Source organism: Pseudoxanthomonas composti (assembly GCF_004122095.1).
In the GTDB taxonomy this organism is placed as follows: domain Bacteria; phylum Pseudomonadota; class Gammaproteobacteria; order Xanthomonadales; family Xanthomonadaceae; genus Pseudoxanthomonas_A; species Pseudoxanthomonas_A composti.
In genome coordinates this window covers 79,396-100,585 of record NZ_SAWZ01000002.1, presented here as the reverse complement: position 1 = coordinate 100,585, position 21,190 = coordinate 79,396, and the positions used below count along the sequence as shown (strand labels likewise).

Below are 21,190 nucleotides of genomic sequence, written 5' to 3'. Positions count from 1 at the left end.
GCCATGTTCATGCTCGCCAGCACCATGGCCTTCGGCCTGATGGCCGTGTGCATCCGCCTGTCCTCGGCCACGGTGGAGACCACCGAGGTCGCCTTCTTCCGCAACGCCTTCGGCATGCTGGCGCTGCTGCCGATGGTGCTGGGCAGGGGCAAGCCGCTGCCGCGCACCCGCCACGTCGGGCGCTACTTCCTGCGCACGGCGATCGGCCTGGCCTCGATGCTGTGCGGCTTCTGGGCCATCGGCCACCTGCCGCTGTCGCAAGCGGTGTCGCTGTCCTATTCCACGCCGCTGTTCGTGACCATCGCCGCGGTGCTGTGGCTGCACGAGCCGGTGCGCCTGCGCCGGTGGCTGGCGGTGGCCGCCGGCTTCATCGGCGTGCTGGTGATCCTGCGGCCAGGGTCCAGCTCGTTCTCTCCCGGCCTGCTGGTGGCCGTGGCCGCGGCGGTGATCAGCGCCGTGGTCGCCATCCAGATCAAGCAGCTGTCCAGGCTGGACCCGCCGGACACGGTGGTGTTCTACACCTATGCCTTCTGGGTGCCGATGTCGCTGGTGCCCGCGCTGTTCCAGTGGACCTGGCCGCAGGGCCTGGCCTGGGTGTGGCTGGCCTGCACGGGCGTGTTCGGCACGCTGGGCCAGCTGTTCTGGACCCGCGCCCTGAAGCTTGGGGAAGTCTCGGCGCTGCAGCCGATCAGCTTCATGCAGCTGCCGGTGGTGATCTTCTTCGGCTGGCTGCTGTTCGGCGAGCGCCTGGATCGGTGGACCGCGGTGGGTGCGGCCATCATCCTGGGCTCCACCGCCTACATCGCCCATCGCGAGGCGACCCTGGCAAGGCGCGCGGCCACCAATGCCCCGGTGGAAGGCGCCAAGCCGGGCGAGTGAGCCGGGCCGTACGCCCGCACGCCCACCGCGCCGTTCCACAAGACCCGGAAGCCATCGCCTACGCCGGTGCGCCGCGCCGCCGCCTGGCTGGATGGCGCGCGTGATGGCTGGCGCGCCCCGTTCCCGCCAGGTCGCGTTCTTGCGATGATCGGCGGGTCACAGGACCCTGGCGGCCGACGTCGCCGACGCCCTAAGGAGCGCGATGAAACTGCACCGCCTGCTGTGCATCACGACCGTGTTCCTGCTGCTGATGCCGCTGGCGGCCCATGCACTGCAGATTCCCGCCTACACACCCAACGTGGTCGACCCGGCCGGGTTGCTCAGCGCGCAGGACACCGAGCGGGTCAACCAGACCCTGCTGAAGATCCGCAACGAACAGCAGATCTGGGGCGCGGTGTACCTGGTGCCTTCGCTGCAGGGTGAGCGCATCGAGCAGGTGGCGGCCGGCGCCTTCGAGCAATGGCAGCTGGGCAAGCGCGGCGCCGACAATGGCCTGCTGCTGGTGCTGGCCATCGAGGACCGCCGCTCGCGCTTCGAGGTCGGCTATGGCCTGGAGGGCACCTTGCCCGACGTGATCGCCAAGCGCGCGCTGGACGATGTGCTGGCCCCGAAGATGCGCCAGGGCGATACCGCCGGTGCGGTCATCGATGCCTTTCAGTTCATGGCAGGCGTCGCGGCGAAGGATCCAGCCACCCTGGCGCTGCTGCAGCAGGCCGAAGCGGGGAAACGCGGCAAGGTGATTCGTGGCCTGGTGGCCTGGCTGGGGTTCGTGGCCCTGGTCTGGGTGTTCCAGCCGCTGGTGCGCCATCTGGCAGGACGTCGGCGCGCCAAGCTGATCGCGCAACACCCGGAGCTAGCCGGGGAGGACGAGCACGTGGCCGGCAGCAAGGCGCGGCCGCGGCGTTTCCTCGGCCTGTTCGTCAAGGGATTCATGACACTCAATCCTGGCTGCTTCGTGCTGATCCTCTCGGCGGTGTTCGCCCCGGCCTTCGCGATCATCATCGCCTTGGAGCTGCTGTTCCTGGTGCTCACCCTGCGCTATGCCGGCGTCCGCTACCGCAGCGCGGGCCAGTTCCGCGCCTTCCTCGAGCGCGTGGCCAACGAACGGGCAAGCCTGATCCGCAAGGGCCATGTCGCACAGAGCGACTCAGGCGCCTACACCTACACGTCCGCCTACTACGCCAGCCAAAGCTCCTCCTCCTCGAGCAGCTCCTCATCTGGCGGCGGCAGCTCCGGCGGCGGCGGCGCCAGCTCAAGTTGGTGAAACACAGCCCCGCACGAGGGCGACTTGTGGCGGCGCCCATGGCCGCGCACAGTGCAGGTCCACTGGAAGCGAGCGCGATGCACAGATGAAGACCATCGGCCTGATCGGCGGCATGAGCTGGGAGTCCACGCTGCCGTACTACCGCCTGATCAACCAGACCATCCGCGCCGAGCTGGGCGGCCTGCATTCGGCGCGGGTGTTGCTGCACAGCGTGGATTTCCACGAGATCGAACAGCTGCAGCACGCAGGCGACTGGGACGGCTGCGGCCTGGCCATGGCCCGAGCGGCGCGCTCGCTGCAGGCCGGTGGGGCGGACTTCATCGTCCTGTGTACCAACACCATGCACAAAGTCGCCGAGGCCATCACCCAGGCCACGCCGCTGCCGCTGCTGCATATCGCCGATGCCACCGCCGATGCCCTGGCCGAGGCCGGCATCGACCGCGTCGGCCTGCTGGGCACGCGCTTCACCATGGAACAGGATTTCTATCGCGCGCGGCTGCAGGCGCGCGGGTTCGAGGTCCTGACCCCCGAGCCTGAAGCCCGCGGCACCGTGCATCGGATCATCTACGACGAACTGTGCCAGGGCGTAGTGCGCGAGGATTCCCGCGCCGCGTATCGGTCCATCATGGCCGAGCTGGTCGCCGCAGGTGCGCAGGCGGTGATCCTGGGCTGCACCGAGATCTCGCTGCTGGTCGGCGAGGAAGACGCGAGCGTACCGTTGTTCGACACCACCGCCATCCATGCACGCGCCGCGGCCCTGGAAGCGCTGCGCTGAGGCCGGCACGCGGCTGCGCTCGTCGTCTGCGTTCACCGCCGCAGGCCAACGCGCATGTAACCATCAGGCGGGTCAGCAGGCACTGGATGCCAGGCGTCTTCAATGACGATCTCGCCCTGGAACGACCCCCAAACACGGAGACACCATGGCGATGATGCGCTGCACCGGCTTGAAGATCCTTGCGCTTGCAGGGCTTGCGCTCGTGCACCTGCAGGCGCACGCCCAACAACCGCCATGCCCTGCTCCTGCCGAAGCAGATGGTGGGCCAAGCAATGCGCACACGCGTTATCTGGAGCGTCATCTGCAGCCGGCGGTCATCGCCGCTGGGGACGCGCCCTTCCGACTTGCCGATCGCATGCAGGCCTATGGCGTCCCTGGCGTAAGCGTGGCGGTGATTCACCGGGGCAGGCTGGAGTGGGCACGGGGCTGGGGTTATCGGGACCGCGCGCGTTGCGCGCCGGTCACGCCGGACACGGCGTTCCAGGCCGCGTCCATCAGCAAGCTGGCCACGGCGACGCTGGCACTGCGCCTGGCCGAACAGGGAAAGATCGGGTTGGACCAGGACATCAACCAGGCGCTTGGCTCCTGGCAGCTGCCCACGGACCCCACGCTGGCACCCAAGGGCGTCACCCTGGCCCAGTTGCTCAGCCACACGGCCGGCCTGGGCGTCCATGGCTTCGACCGCGGATTTCGTCCCGGCCAACTCCTGCCCACCCTCGTCCAGATCCTGGACGGCCAGCCGCCCAGCCAGAACCCGCCGGTGAGGAGCGTGCTGCCGGCCGGTGGCCAGTTCGAGTACTCCGGTGGCGGCTACGTGCTCGCCCAGCTCGCGCTGTCCGATGTCAGCGGCCTTACGTTCGGCGAACTGGCCCAGCGCGAGCTGCTGGCGCCGCTGGGCATGGCGCACAGCGCCTTCGCCATGCCGCCTCCCGCATCGCTGCGCGCCAACCTGGCCTTTGCCCACGCCAACGGCGAGCCGATCGAAGGGGATTTCGCCATCTATCCCCAGCTCGCGCCCGCTGGTCTGTGGGCCAGCGCCAGCGACCTGGCGCGCCTGCTGATGGATCTGCAAGCCTCGGCGAAGGGAAAGCGAGGTCACCGGCTGTCGCCTGCGATGACCCATCGCATGTTGCGCCCGGTCAAGGACAACTGGGGCCTGGGGCCCTTCCTGTACACCGACGGCCCGTTGCGCTTCGGGCACGACGGCACCAACCAGGGGTTTCAATCCCTGGCCGTGGCCTACGCAGATAGGGGCGAAGGCGTGGTCGTACTGACCAACGGCGGCCAGGGCCGGCGCCTGATCGATGAGATCGTGCGCGCCGTGGCCACCGATTATGGCTGGCCGGAGATCGCGGCGCCCGCTGCCCAAGCCAAGACGCTCCCGCTTGCGGTGCTGTACAGGGCGGCCGGGCGTTTCCACGGCGGTGGACTGGACGTGGTGCTCGAAGCCAAGCCCGATGGCCTCTACGCCAATGCCGGCGCGCCTGTGGCCGAGCGCCTGGTGACGCTCTCGCCGACCCGCTTCCGCGCCGAGTCCATCGGCGTCACCGTCGAGTTCGCGCCCGACTTCTCCAGCGCGACGATGATCGAAGGCGCACCGCCAATGAAGCTCTATCGCGTTGGGGATGCCCCTTCCACCACTCCGGGCGTCGAGCGCTAACCACGAAAGCATCGCTCAAGTGGAAGGCGCGCGGGAGCGTGGTACTGGTGTGCCGCCAGATCCGCGCAGGAAGTTGGATCCCGCCCTTCAGCTGCACGCATGACAGCGCCGCCTCGTCCGCATAGCTCGCTGAATGCGCAAGACCTGCACGCGTCGGGCGCAACCGCGGCCAGGATCGCAACGCATTGGACATCTTGCTCCTGGCCGGGCCCGTATCATCGCCCTCCTTCCAAACGACCTGGGCGGCGCGCTTGAGCGAGCATCTGAAGTGGGGAATCCTGACCACCGGCTGGATCGCCGAGCAGTTCGCCTCGGATATCCAACTGGCGGGGCTGCATGTCGCCGCGGTGGGTTCGCGGAGCCGCGAACGCGCACGCGCACTGGCCGCCAGGCTGAGCGTGGCCAAGGCCTATGGCTCGTACGCCGAGCTGTTGGCCGACCCCGAGGTGGATGTGGTCTACATCGCCCCGCCCCACCCCTTCCACGCGCCGGAGGCGCGCGCGGCGCTGATGGCCGGCAAGCATGTGCTGCTGGAAAGGCCCTTCACCGTCAACGCCGCCGAGGCCCGCAGCGTGGTGCGGCTGGCCACCGTCAACAAGCGCATGGTGATGGAGGCGATGTGGACGCGCTTCCTCCCGCACATGGCGCGCATCCGCGAGCTGATCGCCGATGGCGCCATCGGCCGTATCACCTCGGTACATGCCACCCACATGCAGCAGCTGCCCAGGGAGCCGACGCACCGCATCAATGCCCTGTCCCTGGCGGGCGGCGCCCTGCTGGACCTGGGCGTCTACCCGGTGTCCTTCGCCTTCGATCTGTTGGGCCCGCCCACGGCACTGACGGCGATGGCGCGCATGAACGCCACCGGCGTCGATGCCGAAATCAGCCTGACCATGAAGCACAGCGGCGGCGCGCTGTCGGTCAGCACCGCGGCGCTGGACCAGGGCGGCAGCAACCGCGCGGTGGTCCATGGCACGCAAGGGCGCATCGAAATCGACGACGTCTGGTACTGCCCGACCTGCTTCAGCGTCTACGACGACCAGAACGCATGCATTGAGCGCTACCAGACGCCCGTGCAAGGCCGCGGCATGCAGTACCAGGCGCTGGCGCTGGAAGCGGCGATCCGCAGCGGGACGCCCAGCGCGCTGATGAGCAACGAACAGAGCATCCAGATCATGGAAACCCTGGACCTGGCGCGCCAGCAGATCGGCCTGCGCTATCCCAGCGATAGCGCATGAGGTCTGCAGCCGCGGCAGACCCTGCGGCGTTCGCCACCGCCAGCGCACGATGCTATCGAAAGTCACGCAGCGCATTTTGCGCGATGCATATTCAAAGGAAATAGTTTCTACATAATTTCCTTCTGACAACGCCGCAGAGCGGTGTTGCTGCCAATTTCGCTGCTGTACCATCGCGCCGGGAGGTGGCAACGCACACACGGAGGTTGGCGATGGGCACTTCTCACTCCAAGAAGGCGCTGGTCTACGGCCAGGTCAGGCGCGACCTGCAGTCCGGACGCTATCCACCAGGCCAGCGCATCGACCCGGCCACGCTGGCCAGAGAGCTCAAGGTCAGCCAGACGCCGGTCCGCGCAGCCCTGCACCACCTGGTGGGGGAAGGCGTGATCATCGACCACGCGCGCAGCGGACTGCAGGTTCCACTGTTGAATGAGGTCGCCCTGCACGAGCTCTACGACCTCATGGAGCGGCTGCTGTTGATGGCCTGCGACATCGGCTTCAACGCGACGGTGCGCCGGCCGAGCGCGTTCGAGCTTCTCGCGCATGATATCGATGTGCCCAAGAGCACCTGGCAGCTGTTCAACGCCATCGCCCTCTCCAGCGGCCATCGGCTCCTGCACCAGACCATCAAGCGCCACAATGACCGCCTGGCACCCATCAGACGCGCCAAGTCCGGGCTGCTGGACCACGCACTGGAAGAGCTGACCGAGCTCAGCGCCTTGTGGCAGCGACAGGAATCGGAGGCGCTACGCGATGCCATCCGCGCCTACCACGCACGACGCAAGCAGCTGGTGCCGCGCATCGTCGCCTTGCTGATCGACCGCAGAGACGGCGTTCCATAGGCGGGTAAGCCGTGGTCCGCATCGGCAGCTCGGAATCAGTCAAAGATCACGCATTAACTATTTGAATATAGAAAATTCCGTCTCCTACGCTGTGGCTGCCATGGATTCGCCATGGCATCCACCAAGGAGAACGAAATGGACAAGCGCAACGAAAGCAAGACCCCGGCGCCGCAGCAGGACGTGATCGTGCTCGGTGTGGCGAGCGTGGAGACACTCGGAGGCGGTGCGGTTCCGGGTGAAATGATCGGCCGGCAAAGCCCTGCCGAAATCTCCGAGGAGTGATCAACGAGGCGCACCGCGAGGTGCGCCTCTCCCGTGTGGGAGCGCGTATGGCATTCAGCATCACCCCAGACCTCAGCTTCTGCCTGATCGATGGAAACCCCATCTTTCTCGACATCGAAGCCGATCGTTACTTCACGCTGCCCTCCGATCGCACTGATGCCCTCTTGGCAGAGCAATCCTTGGGCGCGACGATCGAAGAGCTGCCCATTCAATCATCGACGTGTAGCATCCTGGAACTGCCAACGCTCGAGTCGTCCGGGGGACTACCCGCCTTCTTGGAAGTGGCTGCAATCACTCTGTCCGTCAGACTCCAGCTCAAACGGAAAAGGTTGCGACTCGTTCTGGACGAGCTGCCCTCTAGAGCAAGTCAAGGCAACTTTGGTGCAACCGATGCCGTCGACGAAGAAGGCAGTTTGCTGCGCGCCTGCACCATCTTTCGACGAGCACGCCCGCATGTTCCGATACCGACACGCTGCCTGCTCGATTCGATCTCGCTCATCCATTTCCTGGCACGCCGAGGCTTCCACAGCGACTTGGTCTTTGGCGTTACAACCGATCCATTCACCGCGCATAGCTGGGTGCAGCGAGGGAACATGGTGTTAAACGACACGCTGGGCAACACGCGTACCTACACGCCGATCAAGGTGATCTGATGGATCTCGGTTATCTGATCATTCTGAAGAGGTCGGGTTTGCTCACCAAGGCCTTGGACCTCGGCCTTAAGCCTGTCCAACGCGCTTCAGGTCTACGCCTAGGTGCGTCCCTCACGAAACTCGACCTCTTCGTGGGCAGCTCCACGGATCTACTGGAACTCCCAAACGGCACGCTACTCGTCGGGCGGCTATTCGATCATTCAGGAAATCGCATCCGCGACGCCTCCTCGTTCCCTGCACTGACCCAGCTTTCAGAGATCCGAGACCACTTGGTGAGTAACTTCTGGGGGCAGTACGTTGCCATCCAAGGCGGAGGTGACCCGCAAGAGCCCATCACCGTCCTTCGCGACCCCTCGGGCGGAGTCCCGTGTGTTTACCTCACGGACTCGGATCCTGCCTTCATTACATCTGACATCGCGCTACCTGAGCGTCTCGGGATTTACCAGAGACGCGTCGATTGGACCACCATACCCTACTACCTCAACTACCCCCACTCGAAGAAGAGGCAGACAGCGCTGGCCGGAGTGAATGAGCTCTTGCCGGGTTGTGTGATCAAGCTTGGCCCGCAGTCCGCCCATACATCAATCGCTTGGTCCCCATGGACCTTCGTCCAACCTGAGCGACGTTTCAAGGACGCGACGCAGGCAGCTCTCGGGATCCGCCAGACCGTGGAGATGGCCGTCAGGGCGGTGACCACTGGAGAAGCCTCGATCTTGCTTGAGCTATCCGGAGGACTTGACTCATCCATCATCGCCTCGTGTCTTCGCGGTACAGATGCCAAGATCAACTGCTCCACCCTGGTGACACCTGTTCCAGGCGCGGACGAGCGATTTTACGCAAGCTTAGTCGCATCGGACCTCGACGCGCCGCTCCATGTTGAGCAGTTGGACTTCGGCGCTGCCGCCTTCAACTTCCCACTTGTCTCCAATCCGACCAGTCCTGCGGTCACGATGCTGCAACAGGCTACCGACAGCCTGATGGAAAGATCCGCCCGCCGGCACGCATCAACATGCCACCTCTCTGGCGGCGGGGGCGACACGGTCTTTGGCTATCTCGGCAACGCCTCGCCTGCGGCGGACGCATTCAGAGCGAGTGGGATCTTCTCTGGCTTCACGGCGATCAGAGACTTGGCTGAGCTTCACCGTTGCACAACCTGGAAGGCGGGCCGGCTGGCACTCAAGAAACTACTGCTGACGCCGCGCCCTGCCCGAGTCGCTGACACCGCTTTTCTCACACCCTTCGCCGTCACAAGCAAGCCACCCTCGCATCCATGGTTCAACGCACCTGCCGGCGCGCTGACGGGCGTGCAGGAGCGCGTATTCGACCTGGCCGGCACCCAATCCTTCATTGATGGCCTACCGCGCAGCAGATTGCGCGCGTTCCATATGCCTCTGCTCTCACAGCCGGTCATTGAGGCTTGCCTGCGAGTACCAAGCTGGATGTGGATCGCCGGTGGCATCAATCGCGCAGTTGCACGCGACGCGTTCTCCGATGCGCTCCCCCCGCAGGTCGTGGCCAGAAGAAGCAAAGGCACTTTCGCACACTTCACCGGCGCGCTCTTTCGTAGGAATCGGCTAGCGATGCTCGAGTTCCTCATGGAAGGAGAGCTGCAGCAACACGGCCTACTTGATACCGTCGCCCTGGAGTCCTTCTTCCGCCGCGAGCACCATGCGCGCAATGAGACATTCGCCCGGGTTTTCGATCTGTGCATGATCGAGAACTGGATTCGACATCAACACTAGTGCTGGGACCGGTCGTGGTCTTGCTGTGAGCGCATGATCCGCCAGCGAGCGTATTGCGCACGCTTGAGAGGGTCTGGGTCCTCCTCGTCCAACAACCAGAAGCGGAACCAGTCCAAGTTTCGCTCGTAGACGGCGAGCTTATGCTGGGGCTGGAACTTCTGATGAGGCTCGTTGGCGAAGACGTAAAGCTCGGCCCGGCGGTCTCTTACCAGCGGAACTGCGTAGTCCAGCGCGTACAGGTATTCTTGTTCCGACATCTGCATTAGCAGCGGCGCAGAGATCTTATCCAGGTTCTGGTCGTGGGACAGCCGCTTCCACTGCCCGAAAGTCTGGGGCTTTAGGCCGATCTGCCAGTACTCCTGCAGGCTTCTTTCGAAAGGGTCGCCTTTGATCCCTCCCATAAGCGCATAGGTCGGCGTCAACGTGGGCGTGCTGATTGAACCGGCGGTGACAAGATCTGAGTAGACCATGCTCCACAATGTCACTTCACTTCCGAAACTCAATCCACCCATGCCGATCCGATTCCGATCAATCTCTCCTTGGCTGGCTAGCAGCTCAATGGCACTGCCAAGCGCGGAGAGCCCTTGTCCGTAGCGCTTGACTGCATCCAGCTCAAATGGGTGTACGCGATTGATGCACAGCACAGCGATGCCGTGCTGAGCAAGAGGTGCGAGTGGCCACTCATCGCCCAGCCCGCCGCGCAAGAATCCGGGACACGAGTAGTAGGTCACAAATAGCGGCGGCGGCCCGGCCTGGCCCCGGGCGGGAAAGAATTGCCCGGAGAACTGCTGGCCATTGGCATCGCTCCAGCGCAACGGCCTCACCTGTATCTGCGCGTCCAGATCCACAGCCAGTCCGGCATTGGGGTTGAACAGGATGCGGCGTTCTCCTGTCATCACATCGACGCGCTCCAGGCGCGGCGGCTGGTTCGCCGCGGCGGTCACACAGACCAAGGCGCTGGCGGATACTCCGCAATCGCTCGAGAGTTCGCGTCCCCCATTGATCAGGCCCTGCGTCGAAACAACCTCCCTCACACCCCCCGTCGAGACGTCCCATGCATGGATCGCCTGCGCATGTGTCCGCAGCGGATCGGTCACGGTGAATAGCACCTCATCGCTGTCCGGCCGCCATAGCGCGCCGGTGATCATTCGATCCATGCAATGGTCCACGGCGCAGGGGGTATCTTGCCGATCGTCTGCGCCCCTGAGCACGGAGAGGGCGACGCTGGGCTTGTCAGCTAGTCCTGCCCCATCGCCGGCGGGAATCAAGAGAGCTAGTCTATCGCTCTTGGGATCCACGACGACGCGTGAAGCCGCAAGCCCGCTCCATTTAAGAGCGGAAGCCTCGGGTGAGCGCGCCGGCAGCTCGTCGCCCTTTAGATCGCGACTGGTACGGCTAGACAGATCGAGTGCTTTCCACTGATCCGGCCTATCGGCCAGCAAGGGTGTGCGGCCGAACCAATCGGCACTTAGCCGCTGCGTTCCAAGCCTGCCATCCACCAGGCCGGAACGAAAAAGACCCTGGCCTATCGCGGCCCGAGCATCGATTAAAAAGCCCTGTGCGTATTCGACCTCCTCCGCGTCGATGACCTCCTCGCGCGTGGCGCCGACTGCGTACTTCAGCGCATCGCCATCCTTGGCCAGCTGAAACCGGCGAACATCAGCGCCATCGCGCGTCACGACCTCGGCGCGTGAGCCATCGGCTGCGGCTCGCCACACGTCGATCCGACCATCGACCGAAGCGCGGTAATAGATCCAGCGGCAATCCTGGGACCAGACCGCAGGCTCAGGAAGGGGCGTACCGGCTGTGTCCCGCAGCGGAAAACCGCCTTGTCCGACGGGACGGGGCAGCGTACCACCCTCGATACCTTGCACATACCAAGTCGAGTCGTACCGATTGCCGTCCACGGAAGGCCGATCAACCCGGAACGCGACCAGTGAACCATCCGGTGACACGACCGGCCCCTGCATATCGGCCACTTCAACCAGCCGGCGTGGAGTTATCGATTGCGCGTTCGCGCACCCTATTGCACTCAGCAACACACACAAGGCAAGCCTAACCGGTGCGGTCATCGCAATCTCTCCAGATTCAGAACGGTGGGGACGACGTCGCGAGCAACCCCGTCTGACATGTAGTGCAGCCACCTCGAAGCCCCGCTGCTCCCCGGCGCCGGTCAGGTTCGGCTACCAGTGTCGAGACACCGACACGCCTACGAAGCGCCCGATTGCCGAATAGTTCGTCGAGTCGTAGGGCGGCACGTACTCGGGCGAGATCGTGGCGTAGCGCGGCGGCTCCCAGTCCAGCAAATTCGTCGCCGCCAACTGCAGGTCCAAGCCAGAGAGCACCCCCGCCCGCTCGCCAGTCCGGTAGCTCAGCGTTGCATCGAGCGTGGTGAACGAGCTGCCCTTAATGCCGTCACTGGGGTTGGTCACCCCGTCTATGAAAGTGACAAAAGTCGACGCGGTGAGCCCGCCATGAACCCACACAGCACCAGCGCGAGCGTTGAGTTTGGCCGGGTTGTGCAGCATGCCTGCCAGATCGCGGGACTGCGGCGTACCGCGCGTTCGCTGCTGACTATTTAACCAACTTGCCGCACCCCTCACCGTGAGCTCGCTCGATCCCACATCGAACTTGTATGAGGCTGACAGGTCAGCGCCACGGATCCTTTGCTTCATCGCATTGACATAGCGGCTATCCAGTAATGCGACCACATTGGACGGGTCATACGTCACACCGGTGAAGTTGAAGAAGTAGCTGGCGTCGGAAATGGCGGCGGCCTGCTGGTCAGCAGAAGGCGAACGAGTGACAAATTCAGCGTAGATCGGGCTGCTGAGCGCCTCGTAGAAGTTGCCGATGGGCTCCACCACCCGCTCTGCGTAGTCGATCTCGAACCAGCTCAGCTCTGCCTCGAAGCCCGGCAGCGTATCGGGATGTACCACCAGGGAGGTGGACCAGGTCCGTGCCCTTTCCGGAGACAGGTCCGGATTGCCACCGGCAAAGATCATCATCAACGCATCCGGCGCTGCCGCTGGACTCCCATAGATCTGCGCCAGCCCCATTTGCACGATCTGCGGCCGGTATTGCTGAAACAGCGTCGGTGCCTTGAACGATCGCCCCCACGAGGCCTTGAACGTCAAGTCTTTGCTAGGGCTGTAGGTCAGGCCCAGCTTGGGCGTACTGACCCCGCCGAAGCTGTCGTAATTCTCCCGGCGCACCGCGCCTGTCAGCTCCAACCGCTGCTGACCTCTGCCAGTCTCCGTCCCGAGCAGTGGCACGCTAAGCTCGGCATAAGCAAAGCGACTGGCCTCCTCGCCTCGCATGACTTCGCTGCCGGCGTAGAGGTTGGTCCAGGAGAATTCATTCGTGCGATGCCCTGCGCCCAGCGCCAGCCTAGCCTCTCCCGCCGCCAGATCCATCACAGGCCCCTCCGCACCGAGCTCGGCACTGCGACTGGCATTGCAGAAGCACTCGTATAGATAAGGCGTTGCGGCGCCGCTCGCAGCCGAGACTTCATCGTGTCTGTTGAGGTACTCGTCCTTGCCCCAGGCTCCTCCAAGGGTCAGGCCCCATGATCCGAACTGGTATTCCAGACTGGGAGCAACGAAGGTGGTCGTGGTCTGTGGTGACAGCAGGTTATAGATCGCCCGCGTTCCGTAGTAATACTCGTAGCGCTGGTCACGGCGCGTCCTCACTGCATCGATTTGCAGATCGAATCGATCGCCCAGTGTCTGATATGTACTCAATAGGACGCTACGCAGCTCGCTGGCGGGAAACAGTGAGTACGGATCCGGTAGTTGAGCGGTGTAACCGCGCTGGCGGGCATGGATCGGATCGACCGAGGCGTCCTTGAATGTAGCGAGCACTCCGCCCGTGGGCCAGACGGTCCCCGCGCTGGCCGTGTACTCACGGGTCGCCAATCCACCGCTCGTCGCTGCGCCGTAGCGCCCACCGACCGTGACCCCATCCATGTCGCGCTTGAGGATGACGTTGCCCACACCTCCCACCGCATCGGAACCATAGATAGCGGATGCTCCGTCGGCCATGATCTCTATACGTTCGACCGCCTCGACGGGTATCGCGCTGATGTCCACCGCTTGCACAAAGCCGCCATAGGACATGCGCCGCCCGTTGAGAAGCGTCAGCGAGGCATCTGGACCCAGGCCACGTAGGTTCAGTCCAGATCCCCCCGTCACGTTCTGATTAGCCAAACCACCGCCGGCCACATTGCCCATCAGCACCCCTGGGTTCTGCCCTCCAGAGAAGTTCTGCGGGATGCTGCGGATGACCTGTCCCAGGTCGGTAAAGCCTTCTTCCCGGATGCGCTCGCTGCCGATCACGACAACCGGGGACGGCGAGGCACCGCCTTTGATGCGGGTGCCTGTGACGGTGACGACATCCAATTGAGCTGCCTGGCCTTCCGGACTGTCGCGCTGCGCGGTGCCGGTGTCAGCCTGCCCCTCCTGCGCTGCGACGCTGTGGGTCAGCAGCAGCGGAACGAGCGTTAGGATAAAGACCTTGCTTTTGAGGGCGCATGCCGTGGCCTCTACCCTAGCGGTTACGAGGCGAAACAACCGGCTGATCGCCTCGCCTTTCCGCCGTTCTAAGACATGCGCACTTTGCGGAAATGAAGAGTCGATTCTCCACCTCGCGTTCGGCCGCCCCCGGCCTTCCAGCGCCCGACTCTCAAATGCCTCCTCGGCACGAACGCTACATTTAATGAAGCAACTCTGCGCACTGACATGCCTCCACTCCATTGGCTTTCATCCCCAGTCTGTTGTGTGAGTCCCCCCCCCCACAACGGCCCGCTCAAAGATGCAGTCGCCCGTTGCTACACATGTTGTAGCATACAGAAGCACGTCAGGGAAGCCATCCTGTCTCTACTCCAGGAAGGGTCCTCCTCGACAGATGTCGCCATCCAGTCCCAGCAGCATGTTCACCAAGCGCCTGAAGCAGGCCCGCTTGGCTTTGGGCATCTCGCAACGGGAACTCGGCAGGAGAATCGGACTCTCGGAGGACGTCGTGTCCAGCAGGGTGACAAGGTACGAGCGCGGAACTTCGGAGCCCGATTTCGAAACAGCCGCCAAGCTGGCCAAGGAACTGGGCGTTCCGCTGGCCTATCTCCTCGCAGACAGCGACGTGCTGGCCGACATCATCCTGGCAGCGGCGCGGCTGTCGCCCGCGGATCAACGCAAACTCGCCAGCGAGCTGAAGGCCAAGTCCAAGCTCTGATCAGGGCGTGACCTTACGAGCTTGTGGATCGTTGAGAAACCGACTTGTGAGCGATGCGCTCAGCACGTCGCGTACATCTGCCATCCAGTACGTGATAGCCCCGAGTTCTAAGCCCTCATGGGTTCAACATGGGCCCCTTGTGCGACGTCTCCGTTCTGTTTAATTTCACTTAGTTAGCGGGGTTGCAGCTCGATTTTTCTGAGAGACTGATGCCGACGGCCCGCTCTTTCATGCTGCATCCGCACAAAATTTGCAACACGCTTCTTCGCAGATATCTTCACTCTCCGCACGACGAGACGAGCAAAGCGAATGGACTTCCGTCAGCACATTAGAAACATTGCCCAGCACAGGCAGCGTGCATTAGAGATCGGCCCTTCCTACAACCCGATTCTGCCCAAGAAGGATGGTTTTCGGGTTTTCGTTGTTGACCATGCGACCCAGCAGGAGCTGATCGAAAAGTATCGGGCTTTTGGCGTCACTGACACGAGCAACATTGAGTCTGTTGACTTCGTCACGATTGATCTCTCCACCCTTCGCGGAGAAGAGAAGTTCGACCTGATCGTCGCCAGTCATCTGATCGAGCACACGCCCGACCTGATCAAGTTCATCAATGATTGTTCGGCTCTGCTGACGGACGCTGGCACATTGGCGCTGCTCGTCCCTGACAAGCGTTATTGCTTCGATGCATTCAGGCCGCTTAGCACGCCTGGTGCTGTACTTGACTCCCATCTGCATCGCCAGACGCGCCATGTTGGGGGCCTGTTGGATCACTACTCGTACTTCGTCCGGAACAATGGACAGATGGCGTGGGGAGACCAGCAACCGTTCGCACTGGAGGCCATTCATTCGACGGAAATCTGCAGAAGCGCGCTAGATCAGTGTCTGGCTAGCGACACTTACACAGACGCGCACAAATGGGTCTTCACGCCTTCCAGTTTTCGCTTCCTGATCCAGGAGCTGGCCGATTATCAACTGATCGACATGAGGCTGGATCAGTATCACGACACATTGGGGTTCGAGTTCTTTGCGACCTTGAGCCATCAATCCAGCCGCGACTCTGAGAACAAGCTGGCGCTTCTCCAGGAGATCCAGCGCGAAGAAGTGTGGGCGACGCCACTGGCGCGCATCATTCGGGAGGCAGCCGCGGAACTCGGAATCGAGGCCTCGAGCATCGAGGTAGTTGCAGAGGAACTGGTACAGCGCGCTCGGCAGCAGGAGCTGTCGCGAAGCGCATTGACCGACTCTGCGGCGCCTTGATCGCAGTTCATCCTGCCTTGATGCCGCGCGACTGAACGCGCTTGACGCGACCACTCGATTGCGTCCCGGAGCTAACCAACGATGCATCTGCGGCTGGCAATGGCGCAGCGGCAGCCATCTCTTCTCACGAAACCGGAAGCGACGGAACCGAGCACGGCGGTCTATGCAATTGGCGTCAGCTCGTGCACGGTCTGCGCTCACGGGACGAACCATGCAGTGCGCACCAGCTGGCAGGGCACAAGTCCGCGTAGAGTCGACCTGGTTTCGTTGATTTATGACCCACTCACTCCCGGAACAGCCGAATCAGCTGTTGGAAGATGAGACGGTGGCCCGCAGCATTGGGATGGCCGTGGACGGACATGAACGTTTTCGTCGGCGCCTTCTGGGCTGCGAAGGCCGCGGCGGAGTCGGCCAGGGAGACCCGCTCCTCCTTCGCAACGGCACGGATCAGCGCTGCCTCTTGTGCAAGCGTCGAGTTATAACTCGGCAAATCCCCGCCTAGATCCGGGTTTGGCGTGAGGAGAATGACGCAGGCCCCTGCGGCCTTCGCCTTGCGGGTCATCGCGATCAAGCTCGCCCTGGACGATTCCCTCGCAATGAGTCGGTCGTTGAGCCCGTAGTCGATCAGGACGACCCTGGGCATGTGCCCGAGCCCCTCTCGATCGAACCGAGCCAAACCTTTCAATGAATTCTCGCCGCCCACAGCCGAGGTGATGACGTTGATGACGGCATGCGGATACAAGTCTGCGAGGCCATCGGCCAGGAGCCTGGGGTATGCCTCGCGTGTGTGCACCTCGGGTGCGTCGAAGTACCCGGCCGGAACGCTGTGACCGTAGGCCACGATGTTGATGGTCTTGTTATCCGGCCAGGAGGTGCGCAGGTCAGCCTTCACTTGATCGAGGCAGGCTGCGTGGGCGGGCCCTGTCAGCAGCAGTAGGAACGCTAAAAGTCGCTTTTGCATCGCACGACTATAGTGGAACGATCAGCTCGAAGAGCGCGTCGAGCCCAACCAACTTTTTCGCCGTGTCTGAGCTCGCTCGGCGGTGGCAATGGCGGGCACTCGAGGACGCAGCGCAAGGCGCCGATACGGCCACATGGAAACTGCCTCGTATGCCAGCGGCGCGCAATGCGTTTCATTGAATCAGCCACACCACCCAAAACGAAAAAGCCCGCTTCCGCGGGCTTGATCGTTGTTCGAAATGGAGGCCTGGGTCGGAATCGAACCGGCGTTGACGGATTTGCAGTCCGCTACATGACCACTCTGCCACCAGGCCGGTGACCCGCGGTTGGTCTTTCGACCCCCCGATAAAACGAAACCCCTGGAAGGGGTCTCATCTCCGTGCTTGAAGCGCTTGTCTTCCAGCACGTTTGAAACTGGAGCGGGATAAGAGACTCGAACTCTCGACTTCGACCTTGGCAAGGTCGCGCTCTACCAACTGAGCTAATCCCGCGGGAGAGGCGAAATTGTAGCGTCCTTTTTTGCACTGTCAACGGCTGCGCGCTCGTCCTCGCGCAGGCTGGGCCAGGCCGCGCGCAGGTACTGCAGCCCGGACCACAGGGTCAGGATGGCGGCGATGGCCAGCAGCCAGTCGCCCAGGTGGAACACCGGCGAGCCCATCCAGATGTCGCTGCGCTCGCGGCCCGGCGGGGTCACCGAATACAGCAGGCAGCCCAGCGCCACCATCTGCACGATGGTCTTGATCTTGCCGATCGAGGCCACGCCCACCTTGGCGCGCTGGCCGATCTCGGCCATCCACTCGCGCAGCGCGGACACCGCGATCTCGCGCCCGATGATCACCGAGGCCCAGAACGCCATCCACGCGGTGTGCTGGCCCTGCACGATCAGCACCAGCGACACGGCCACCATCAGCTTGTCCGCCACCGGGTCCAGGAAGGCGCCGAATAGCGAGAACAGCCGGTACTTGCGCGCGATCCAGCCATCGAGCGCGTCGGTCACTGCGGCCACCACGAAGATCACCACCGAGGCCAGGTTGGCCCACCAGTACGGCAGGTAGAACACCACGACCAGCACCGGGATCAGCACGATCCGCAGCAGGGTCAACCAGGTGGGAATTGTCAGCTTCATGGCGACAGCTTACCCGCTGCCCCGCCCATCCGGCGTCGGCGCAGTCACAAGTCCATGCAGGCTGGCGTAGATGCGCGCGGCCAAGGCCTCGCTGACGCCCTCGACCCGGGCGATCTCTTCGGCACCGGCCTTCTTCAACCCGCCCAGTCCACCGAAGTGCTTGAGCAGGCTGGCGCGGCGGCGCGGGCCGATGCCGGGGATGTCCTCCAGCTTGCTGGTCATGCGCGCCTTCTGGCGCTTGCCGCGGTGGCCGGTGATGGCGAAGCGATGCGCCTCATCGCGCACCTGCTGGATCAGCTGCAGGCCCGGCGAGGCTGCGCCCGGGCGCAGCTCGCGGCCATCGGGCAGTACCAGCGTCTCGTGGCCGGCGCGGCGCTCCACGCCCTTGGCCACGCCGACCAGCAGCACGCCATCCACGCCCAGGTCGGCCAGCACCGCGGTGGCCTGCGCCAGCTGGCCGGCGCCGCCGTCGATCAGCAGCACATCGGGCAGCACGCCGCCCTCCTCCACCGCACGGCGGAAACGCCGTTCCACCGCCTGGTGCATGGCCGCGTAATCGTCGCCCGGCTCGATGCCGGTGATGTTGTAGCGGCGGTACTGCGAGCGCACCGCGCCTTCCTCGTTGAACACCACGCACGAGGCCACGGTGGCCTCGCCCATGGTGTGGCTGATGTCGAAGCACTCGATGCGCTTGGCCGGCTCGGCCAGTCCCAGCATGTCGCGCAGGTCCTCGCTGCGCGCCTGCTGGGCGCTGCGGCTGGACAGTTCGCTGGCCAGGGTGATCTGCGCGTTGCGACGGGCCAGGTCCAGGTAGCCGGCGCGCTCGCCACGCACGCTCCATTTCAGCTGCACGCGGCGCCCGCCGGCCGAGGACAGCGCCTCCTCCAGCAGCTCGGCATCGGGGATCTCGCGGTCGAGCACGATCTCGCGCGGGGGCGATTGCTCGGCGTAGTACTGGGACACGAACGCGCCCAGGACTTCCTCGGCGCTGTCCTCGCCGTTGGTACGCGGGTAAAAGGCGCGCGTGCCGAGGTTGCGGCCATCGCGGAAGGCCAGCAGCAGCACGCAGGCCTGGCTGCCCTGCATCGCGCAAGCCAGCACGTCCAGGTTGGCGGCATGGCCATCGACGTACTGGCGCGCCTGCAGGCTGCGCAGGGACGTCAGCAGGTCGCGCAGCCGCGCGGCCTGCTCGAACTGCAGCTGCTCGGCGGCTTTTTCCATTTCGCCGGTCAGCTCATGGGTCAGCTCGTCGCTGCGCCCGTCCAGGAACAGCCCGGCGCGGTGCACGGCCTGGTCGTAGTCCGCGCGCGCCACCAGCTCCACGCAGGGCGCGCTGCAGCGGCCGATCTGGTACTGCAGGCACGGCCGCGAGCGGTTCTTAAACACGCTGTCCTCGCAGTTGCGCAGCTTGAACAGCTTCTGCATCAGGTTGAGCGTGTCGCGCACCGCACCGGCACTGGCGTACGGCCCGAAGTAGCGCCCCTGCACCGCGCGCGGACCGCGATGCAGGGCGATGCGCGGCCAGTCCTCGCGCGTGACCAGCACGTAGGGGTAGCTCTTGTCGTCGCGCAGGGACACGTTGTAACGCGGTGTCAGCGACTTGATCAGCTGGTTTTCCAGCAGCAGCGCCTCGGCCTCGGTGCGGGTGACGGTGACGTCCATCCGCGCGATCTGCGCCACCATCGCCTGGATGCGCGGCGACTTGGGGGTGTTGTTGAAATAGCTGCCGACGCGGTTGCGCAGCGCGCGCGCCTTGCCCACGTACAGCAGCGCATCGTCCGCGCCGTACATGCGATAGACCCCGGGCGCCGTGCTCAGCGCGGCGGCAAAGACCTTGCCATCGAATTCCTGCACCGGCTTGCCGCTCATTCGTCGACCGGCACCTGGCTCAGCTCGCCGCTGGCCGGATCGAAGCACACCACGGCATGCGCGTCGGTTTCGGCGATCCACACCTTGCCCGCAGCCAGGGCCAGCCCAGCCGGCGCCTTGAGCCGGCGCGCCATGGACACGGTGGACAGCATGCCGCCGCCCAGCCGCAAGGTGCGCAGGCAGCCGTTGCCGGTGTCGGCGATCCACAGCAGCGGCGCATCCGGGCTGAGGGCCACGGCCTGCGGCGATTGCAGCGAGGCCTGCTCGCGCGGGCCGTCGGCATCGCCGAAGCTCCAGGCATCGCTGCCCACCAGGGTCTGGACCACGCCGTTGCGCAGCTGCATCGAGCGGATGGCCGAGCCGGCCGCATCGGCCACGTACAGGGTCTGCTGCACCAGCGCCACCGCCGCCGGCTGGGCGAAGGCGGCCATCATGCCGCTGCCGTCCCGCACTTCCAGCGGGCCGGCACCGGCCTCGCACTTCAGCTCGTGACGGCCCAGGTCGTAGCTCCACAGCCGGTTGTCGCCGGCCATGGCCAGGTACAGGGCATTGTCCGTTGCCACCAGGCCCATCGGCTGAGACAGCGACACGCGATGCGGATCGCGCACCGGCCCTTCCACCGGCGCGCCTTCGCGGCCGTTCCCGGCCAGCGTATCCACCTGACCGCTGCGCAGATGGATCCGGCGCAGTGCATGGTTGCCGGTGTCGGCGACGAACAGGAACTCGCGCAGCAGCGCCAAGCCATGCGGACGCAGGAAGGCGGCGTGGTCGGCCTGCCCATCCATCAGGCCGCCGGCGCCGGAGCCGAACTGGCGCAGGACGCGGCCGCCGTGGGTGCATTCCAGCACGCGGTGATGGCCGGTGTCGGCCACATACAGGCGGTCGGCGGTGGCCGCGATCCCGGTGGGGAAGGCCAGCGGCAGGCGCGGTTCCGGATCCAGTTCCGGCAGCGGCCGGGTCTCGGCATCTGGGGGGAGGATGACCTGCTCGCACAGCGCGTTCACGCGCTTGTCCAGGTCCGCGGTCAGGCCGCTGATGCGCCCCCGCAGCAGGCCGTCGGCATCGATCAGCGCCACCGTCGGCCAGGCCTCGATCTGGTACTCCTGCCAGGCCTGCCAGGCCGCGTCGTGCGCCAGTGGCAAGCTCAGACCGTGGCGCCGGAAGCGGCTGCGCACGAAGGCCGGATCGCGCTCGCAATCGAAGCGCGGCACGTGGATGGCCCACACCACCAGGCGGCCGCCCGAACGCTGCTGCAGCAGGGCCAGTTCCTGCAGCCGCTGCGCGCACCAGGCCGAGCCGACATTGACGAAGGCCAGCGCCACCACCCGGCCGCGCTGACGGCGCAGGGTGGTCGGCGCAGCGTTGAGCCAGGCCAGGCCTGACGGCAATTCGGTTGCGGGAATGGGCTCCATCGTGT

At 64.6% G+C, this 21,190-nt stretch carries 17 protein-coding genes and 2 tRNA genes; 11 read left to right on the top strand and 8 right to left on the bottom strand.

Going from position 1 to position 21,190, the window contains the following annotated elements; genetic code table 11:
* The first annotated feature begins 9 nt into the window (after window positions 1-9).
* The 9 genes from EPA99_RS03780 (at window position 10) to EPA99_RS03745 (ending at window position 9,332) form a co-directional block, all read left to right on the top strand.
* Window positions 10-879 carry a DMT family transporter gene (locus EPA99_RS03780; RefSeq protein WP_129470376.1) on the top strand — a complete coding sequence of 290 codons (870 nt, stop codon included), beginning with the start codon at window positions 10-12 and terminating at the stop codon, window positions 877-879.
* A 202-nt stretch (window positions 880-1,081) separates the two neighbouring features.
* A complete protein-coding gene (locus EPA99_RS03775; RefSeq protein ID WP_129469871.1) occupies window positions 1,082-2,143 on the top strand; it encodes a TPM domain-containing protein in 1,062 nt (353 codons plus the stop codon).
* Between the two features lie 85 nt (window positions 2,144-2,228).
* Complete coding sequence (locus tag EPA99_RS03770; RefSeq protein WP_129469870.1) at window positions 2,229-2,918, top strand: aspartate/glutamate racemase family protein; 690 nt, start codon at window positions 2,229-2,231, stop codon at window positions 2,916-2,918.
* Window positions 2,919-3,273: 355 nt separating this feature from the next.
* The gene (locus EPA99_RS03765) at window positions 3,274-4,578 is read left to right on the top strand and encodes a serine hydrolase domain-containing protein (protein WP_164978552.1); all 1,305 of its coding nucleotides are present in this window, start codon (window positions 3,274-3,276) and stop codon (window positions 4,576-4,578) included.
* 251 nt (window positions 4,579-4,829) lie between these two features.
* Window positions 4,830-5,816: a Gfo/Idh/MocA family protein gene (locus tag EPA99_RS03760; RefSeq protein ID WP_129469868.1), complete on the top strand. Its 987-nt coding sequence runs from the start codon at window positions 4,830-4,832 to the stop codon at window positions 5,814-5,816.
* A gap of 209 nt (window positions 5,817-6,025) precedes the next feature.
* Window positions 6,026-6,655 (top strand): GntR family transcriptional regulator, encoded by a 630-nt coding sequence (locus EPA99_RS03755; RefSeq protein WP_129469867.1) that lies wholly within the window; start codon window positions 6,026-6,028, stop codon window positions 6,653-6,655.
* Between the two features lie 111 nt (window positions 6,656-6,766).
* Window positions 6,767-6,937, top strand: coding sequence for a hypothetical protein (locus tag EPA99_RS18640; RefSeq protein WP_164978551.1), 171 nt, complete (start codon window positions 6,767-6,769; stop codon window positions 6,935-6,937).
* Between the two features lie 47 nt (window positions 6,938-6,984).
* Window positions 6,985-7,590 (top strand): lasso peptide biosynthesis B2 protein, encoded by a 606-nt coding sequence (locus EPA99_RS03750; RefSeq protein ID WP_129469866.1) that lies wholly within the window; start codon window positions 6,985-6,987, stop codon window positions 7,588-7,590.
* Window positions 7,590-9,332 (top strand): asparagine synthase-related protein, encoded by a 1,743-nt coding sequence (locus EPA99_RS03745; RefSeq protein ID WP_129469865.1) that lies wholly within the window; start codon window positions 7,590-7,592, stop codon window positions 9,330-9,332. The genes EPA99_RS03750 and EPA99_RS03745 overlap by 1 nt, the downstream gene beginning before the upstream one ends.
* Here EPA99_RS03745 and EPA99_RS03740 read toward each other — a convergent pair.
* A complete protein-coding gene (locus tag EPA99_RS03740; protein WP_129469864.1) occupies window positions 9,329-11,404 on the bottom strand; it encodes an Atxe2 family lasso peptide isopeptidase in 2,076 nt (691 codons plus the stop codon). The two genes, EPA99_RS03745 and EPA99_RS03740, sit on opposite strands and share 4 nt — an antisense overlap.
* Before the next feature lie 111 nt (window positions 11,405-11,515).
* The gene (locus EPA99_RS03735; protein WP_241688260.1) at window positions 11,516-13,903 is read right to left on the bottom strand and encodes a TonB-dependent receptor plug domain-containing protein; all 2,388 of its coding nucleotides are present in this window, start codon (window positions 13,901-13,903) and stop codon (window positions 11,516-11,518) included.
* Between the two features lie 358 nt (window positions 13,904-14,261).
* On the opposite strand from EPA99_RS03735, the gene EPA99_RS03730 reads away from it, so the two are divergent.
* Window positions 14,262-14,561 carry a helix-turn-helix domain-containing protein gene (locus EPA99_RS03730; RefSeq protein WP_129469862.1) on the top strand — a complete coding sequence of 100 codons (300 nt, stop codon included), beginning with the start codon at window positions 14,262-14,264 and terminating at the stop codon, window positions 14,559-14,561.
* 309 nt (window positions 14,562-14,870) lie between these two features.
* The gene (locus EPA99_RS03725; RefSeq protein ID WP_129469861.1) at window positions 14,871-15,818 is read left to right on the top strand and encodes a class I SAM-dependent methyltransferase; all 948 of its coding nucleotides are present in this window, start codon (window positions 14,871-14,873) and stop codon (window positions 15,816-15,818) included.
* A gap of 283 nt (window positions 15,819-16,101) precedes the next feature.
* On the opposite strand, the gene EPA99_RS03720 is transcribed toward EPA99_RS03725, so the two are convergent.
* The 6 genes from EPA99_RS03720 to EPA99_RS03695 form a co-directional block, all read right to left on the bottom strand.
* Complete coding sequence (locus tag EPA99_RS03720; RefSeq protein WP_129469860.1) at window positions 16,102-16,779, bottom strand: SGNH/GDSL hydrolase family protein; 678 nt, start codon at window positions 16,777-16,779, stop codon at window positions 16,102-16,104.
* A 239-nt stretch (window positions 16,780-17,018) separates the two neighbouring features.
* Window positions 17,019-17,092 (bottom strand) — tRNA-Cys (locus EPA99_RS03715).
* 101 nt (window positions 17,093-17,193) lie between these two features.
* Window positions 17,194-17,269, bottom strand: a tRNA-Gly gene (locus tag EPA99_RS03710).
* A complete protein-coding gene (gene pgsA / locus EPA99_RS03705) occupies window positions 17,260-17,904 on the bottom strand; it encodes a CDP-diacylglycerol--glycerol-3-phosphate 3-phosphatidyltransferase (protein ID WP_129469859.1) in 645 nt (214 codons plus the stop codon). Before pgsA ends, EPA99_RS03710 begins: the two co-directional genes overlap by 10 nt.
* A gap of 9 nt (window positions 17,905-17,913) precedes the next feature.
* Window positions 17,914-19,773: an excinuclease ABC subunit UvrC gene (gene uvrC, locus EPA99_RS03700; RefSeq protein WP_129469858.1), complete on the bottom strand. Its 1,860-nt coding sequence runs from the start codon at window positions 19,771-19,773 to the stop codon at window positions 17,914-17,916.
* Window positions 19,770-21,185 (bottom strand): hypothetical protein, encoded by a 1,416-nt coding sequence (locus tag EPA99_RS03695; RefSeq protein ID WP_129469857.1) that lies wholly within the window; start codon window positions 21,183-21,185, stop codon window positions 19,770-19,772. The genes uvrC and EPA99_RS03695 overlap by 4 nt, the downstream gene beginning before the upstream one ends.
* Window positions 21,186-21,190: the final 5 nt, after the last annotated feature.

Coding starts and splice junctions, on each gene's coding strand:
- uvrC (WP_129469858.1), bottom strand. CDS start 19,773: ATGAGCGGCAAGCCGGTGCAGGAATTCGATGGCAAGGTCTTTGCCGCC.
- EPA99_RS03775 (WP_129469871.1), top strand. CDS start 1,082: ATGAAACTGCACCGCCTGCTGTGCATCACGACCGTGTTCCTGCTGCTG.
- pgsA (WP_129469859.1), bottom strand. CDS start 17,904: ATGAAGCTGACAATTCCCACCTGGTTGACCCTGCTGCGGATCGTGCTG.
- EPA99_RS03765 (WP_164978552.1), top strand. CDS start 3,274: ATGCAGGCCTATGGCGTCCCTGGCGTAAGCGTGGCGGTGATTCACCGG.
- EPA99_RS03730 (WP_129469862.1), top strand. CDS start 14,262: ATGTTCACCAAGCGCCTGAAGCAGGCCCGCTTGGCTTTGGGCATCTCG.
- EPA99_RS03750 (WP_129469866.1), top strand. CDS start 6,985: ATGGCATTCAGCATCACCCCAGACCTCAGCTTCTGCCTGATCGATGGA.
- EPA99_RS03720 (WP_129469860.1), bottom strand. CDS start 16,779: ATGCAAAAGCGACTTTTAGCGTTCCTACTGCTGCTGACAGGGCCCGCC.
- EPA99_RS03740 (WP_129469864.1), bottom strand. CDS start 11,404: ATGACCGCACCGGTTAGGCTTGCCTTGTGTGTGTTGCTGAGTGCAATA.
- EPA99_RS03725 (WP_129469861.1), top strand. CDS start 14,871: ATGGACTTCCGTCAGCACATTAGAAACATTGCCCAGCACAGGCAGCGT.
- EPA99_RS18640 (WP_164978551.1), top strand. CDS start 6,767: ATGGCATCCACCAAGGAGAACGAAATGGACAAGCGCAACGAAAGCAAG.
- EPA99_RS03780 (WP_129470376.1), top strand. CDS start 10: ATGCTCGCCAGCACCATGGCCTTCGGCCTGATGGCCGTGTGCATCCGC.
- EPA99_RS03745 (WP_129469865.1), top strand. CDS start 7,590: ATGGATCTCGGTTATCTGATCATTCTGAAGAGGTCGGGTTTGCTCACC.
- EPA99_RS03695 (WP_129469857.1), bottom strand. CDS start 21,185: ATGGAGCCCATTCCCGCAACCGAATTGCCGTCAGGCCTGGCCTGGCTC.
- EPA99_RS03770 (WP_129469870.1), top strand. CDS start 2,229: ATGAAGACCATCGGCCTGATCGGCGGCATGAGCTGGGAGTCCACGCTG.
- EPA99_RS03755 (WP_129469867.1), top strand. CDS start 6,026: ATGGGCACTTCTCACTCCAAGAAGGCGCTGGTCTACGGCCAGGTCAGG.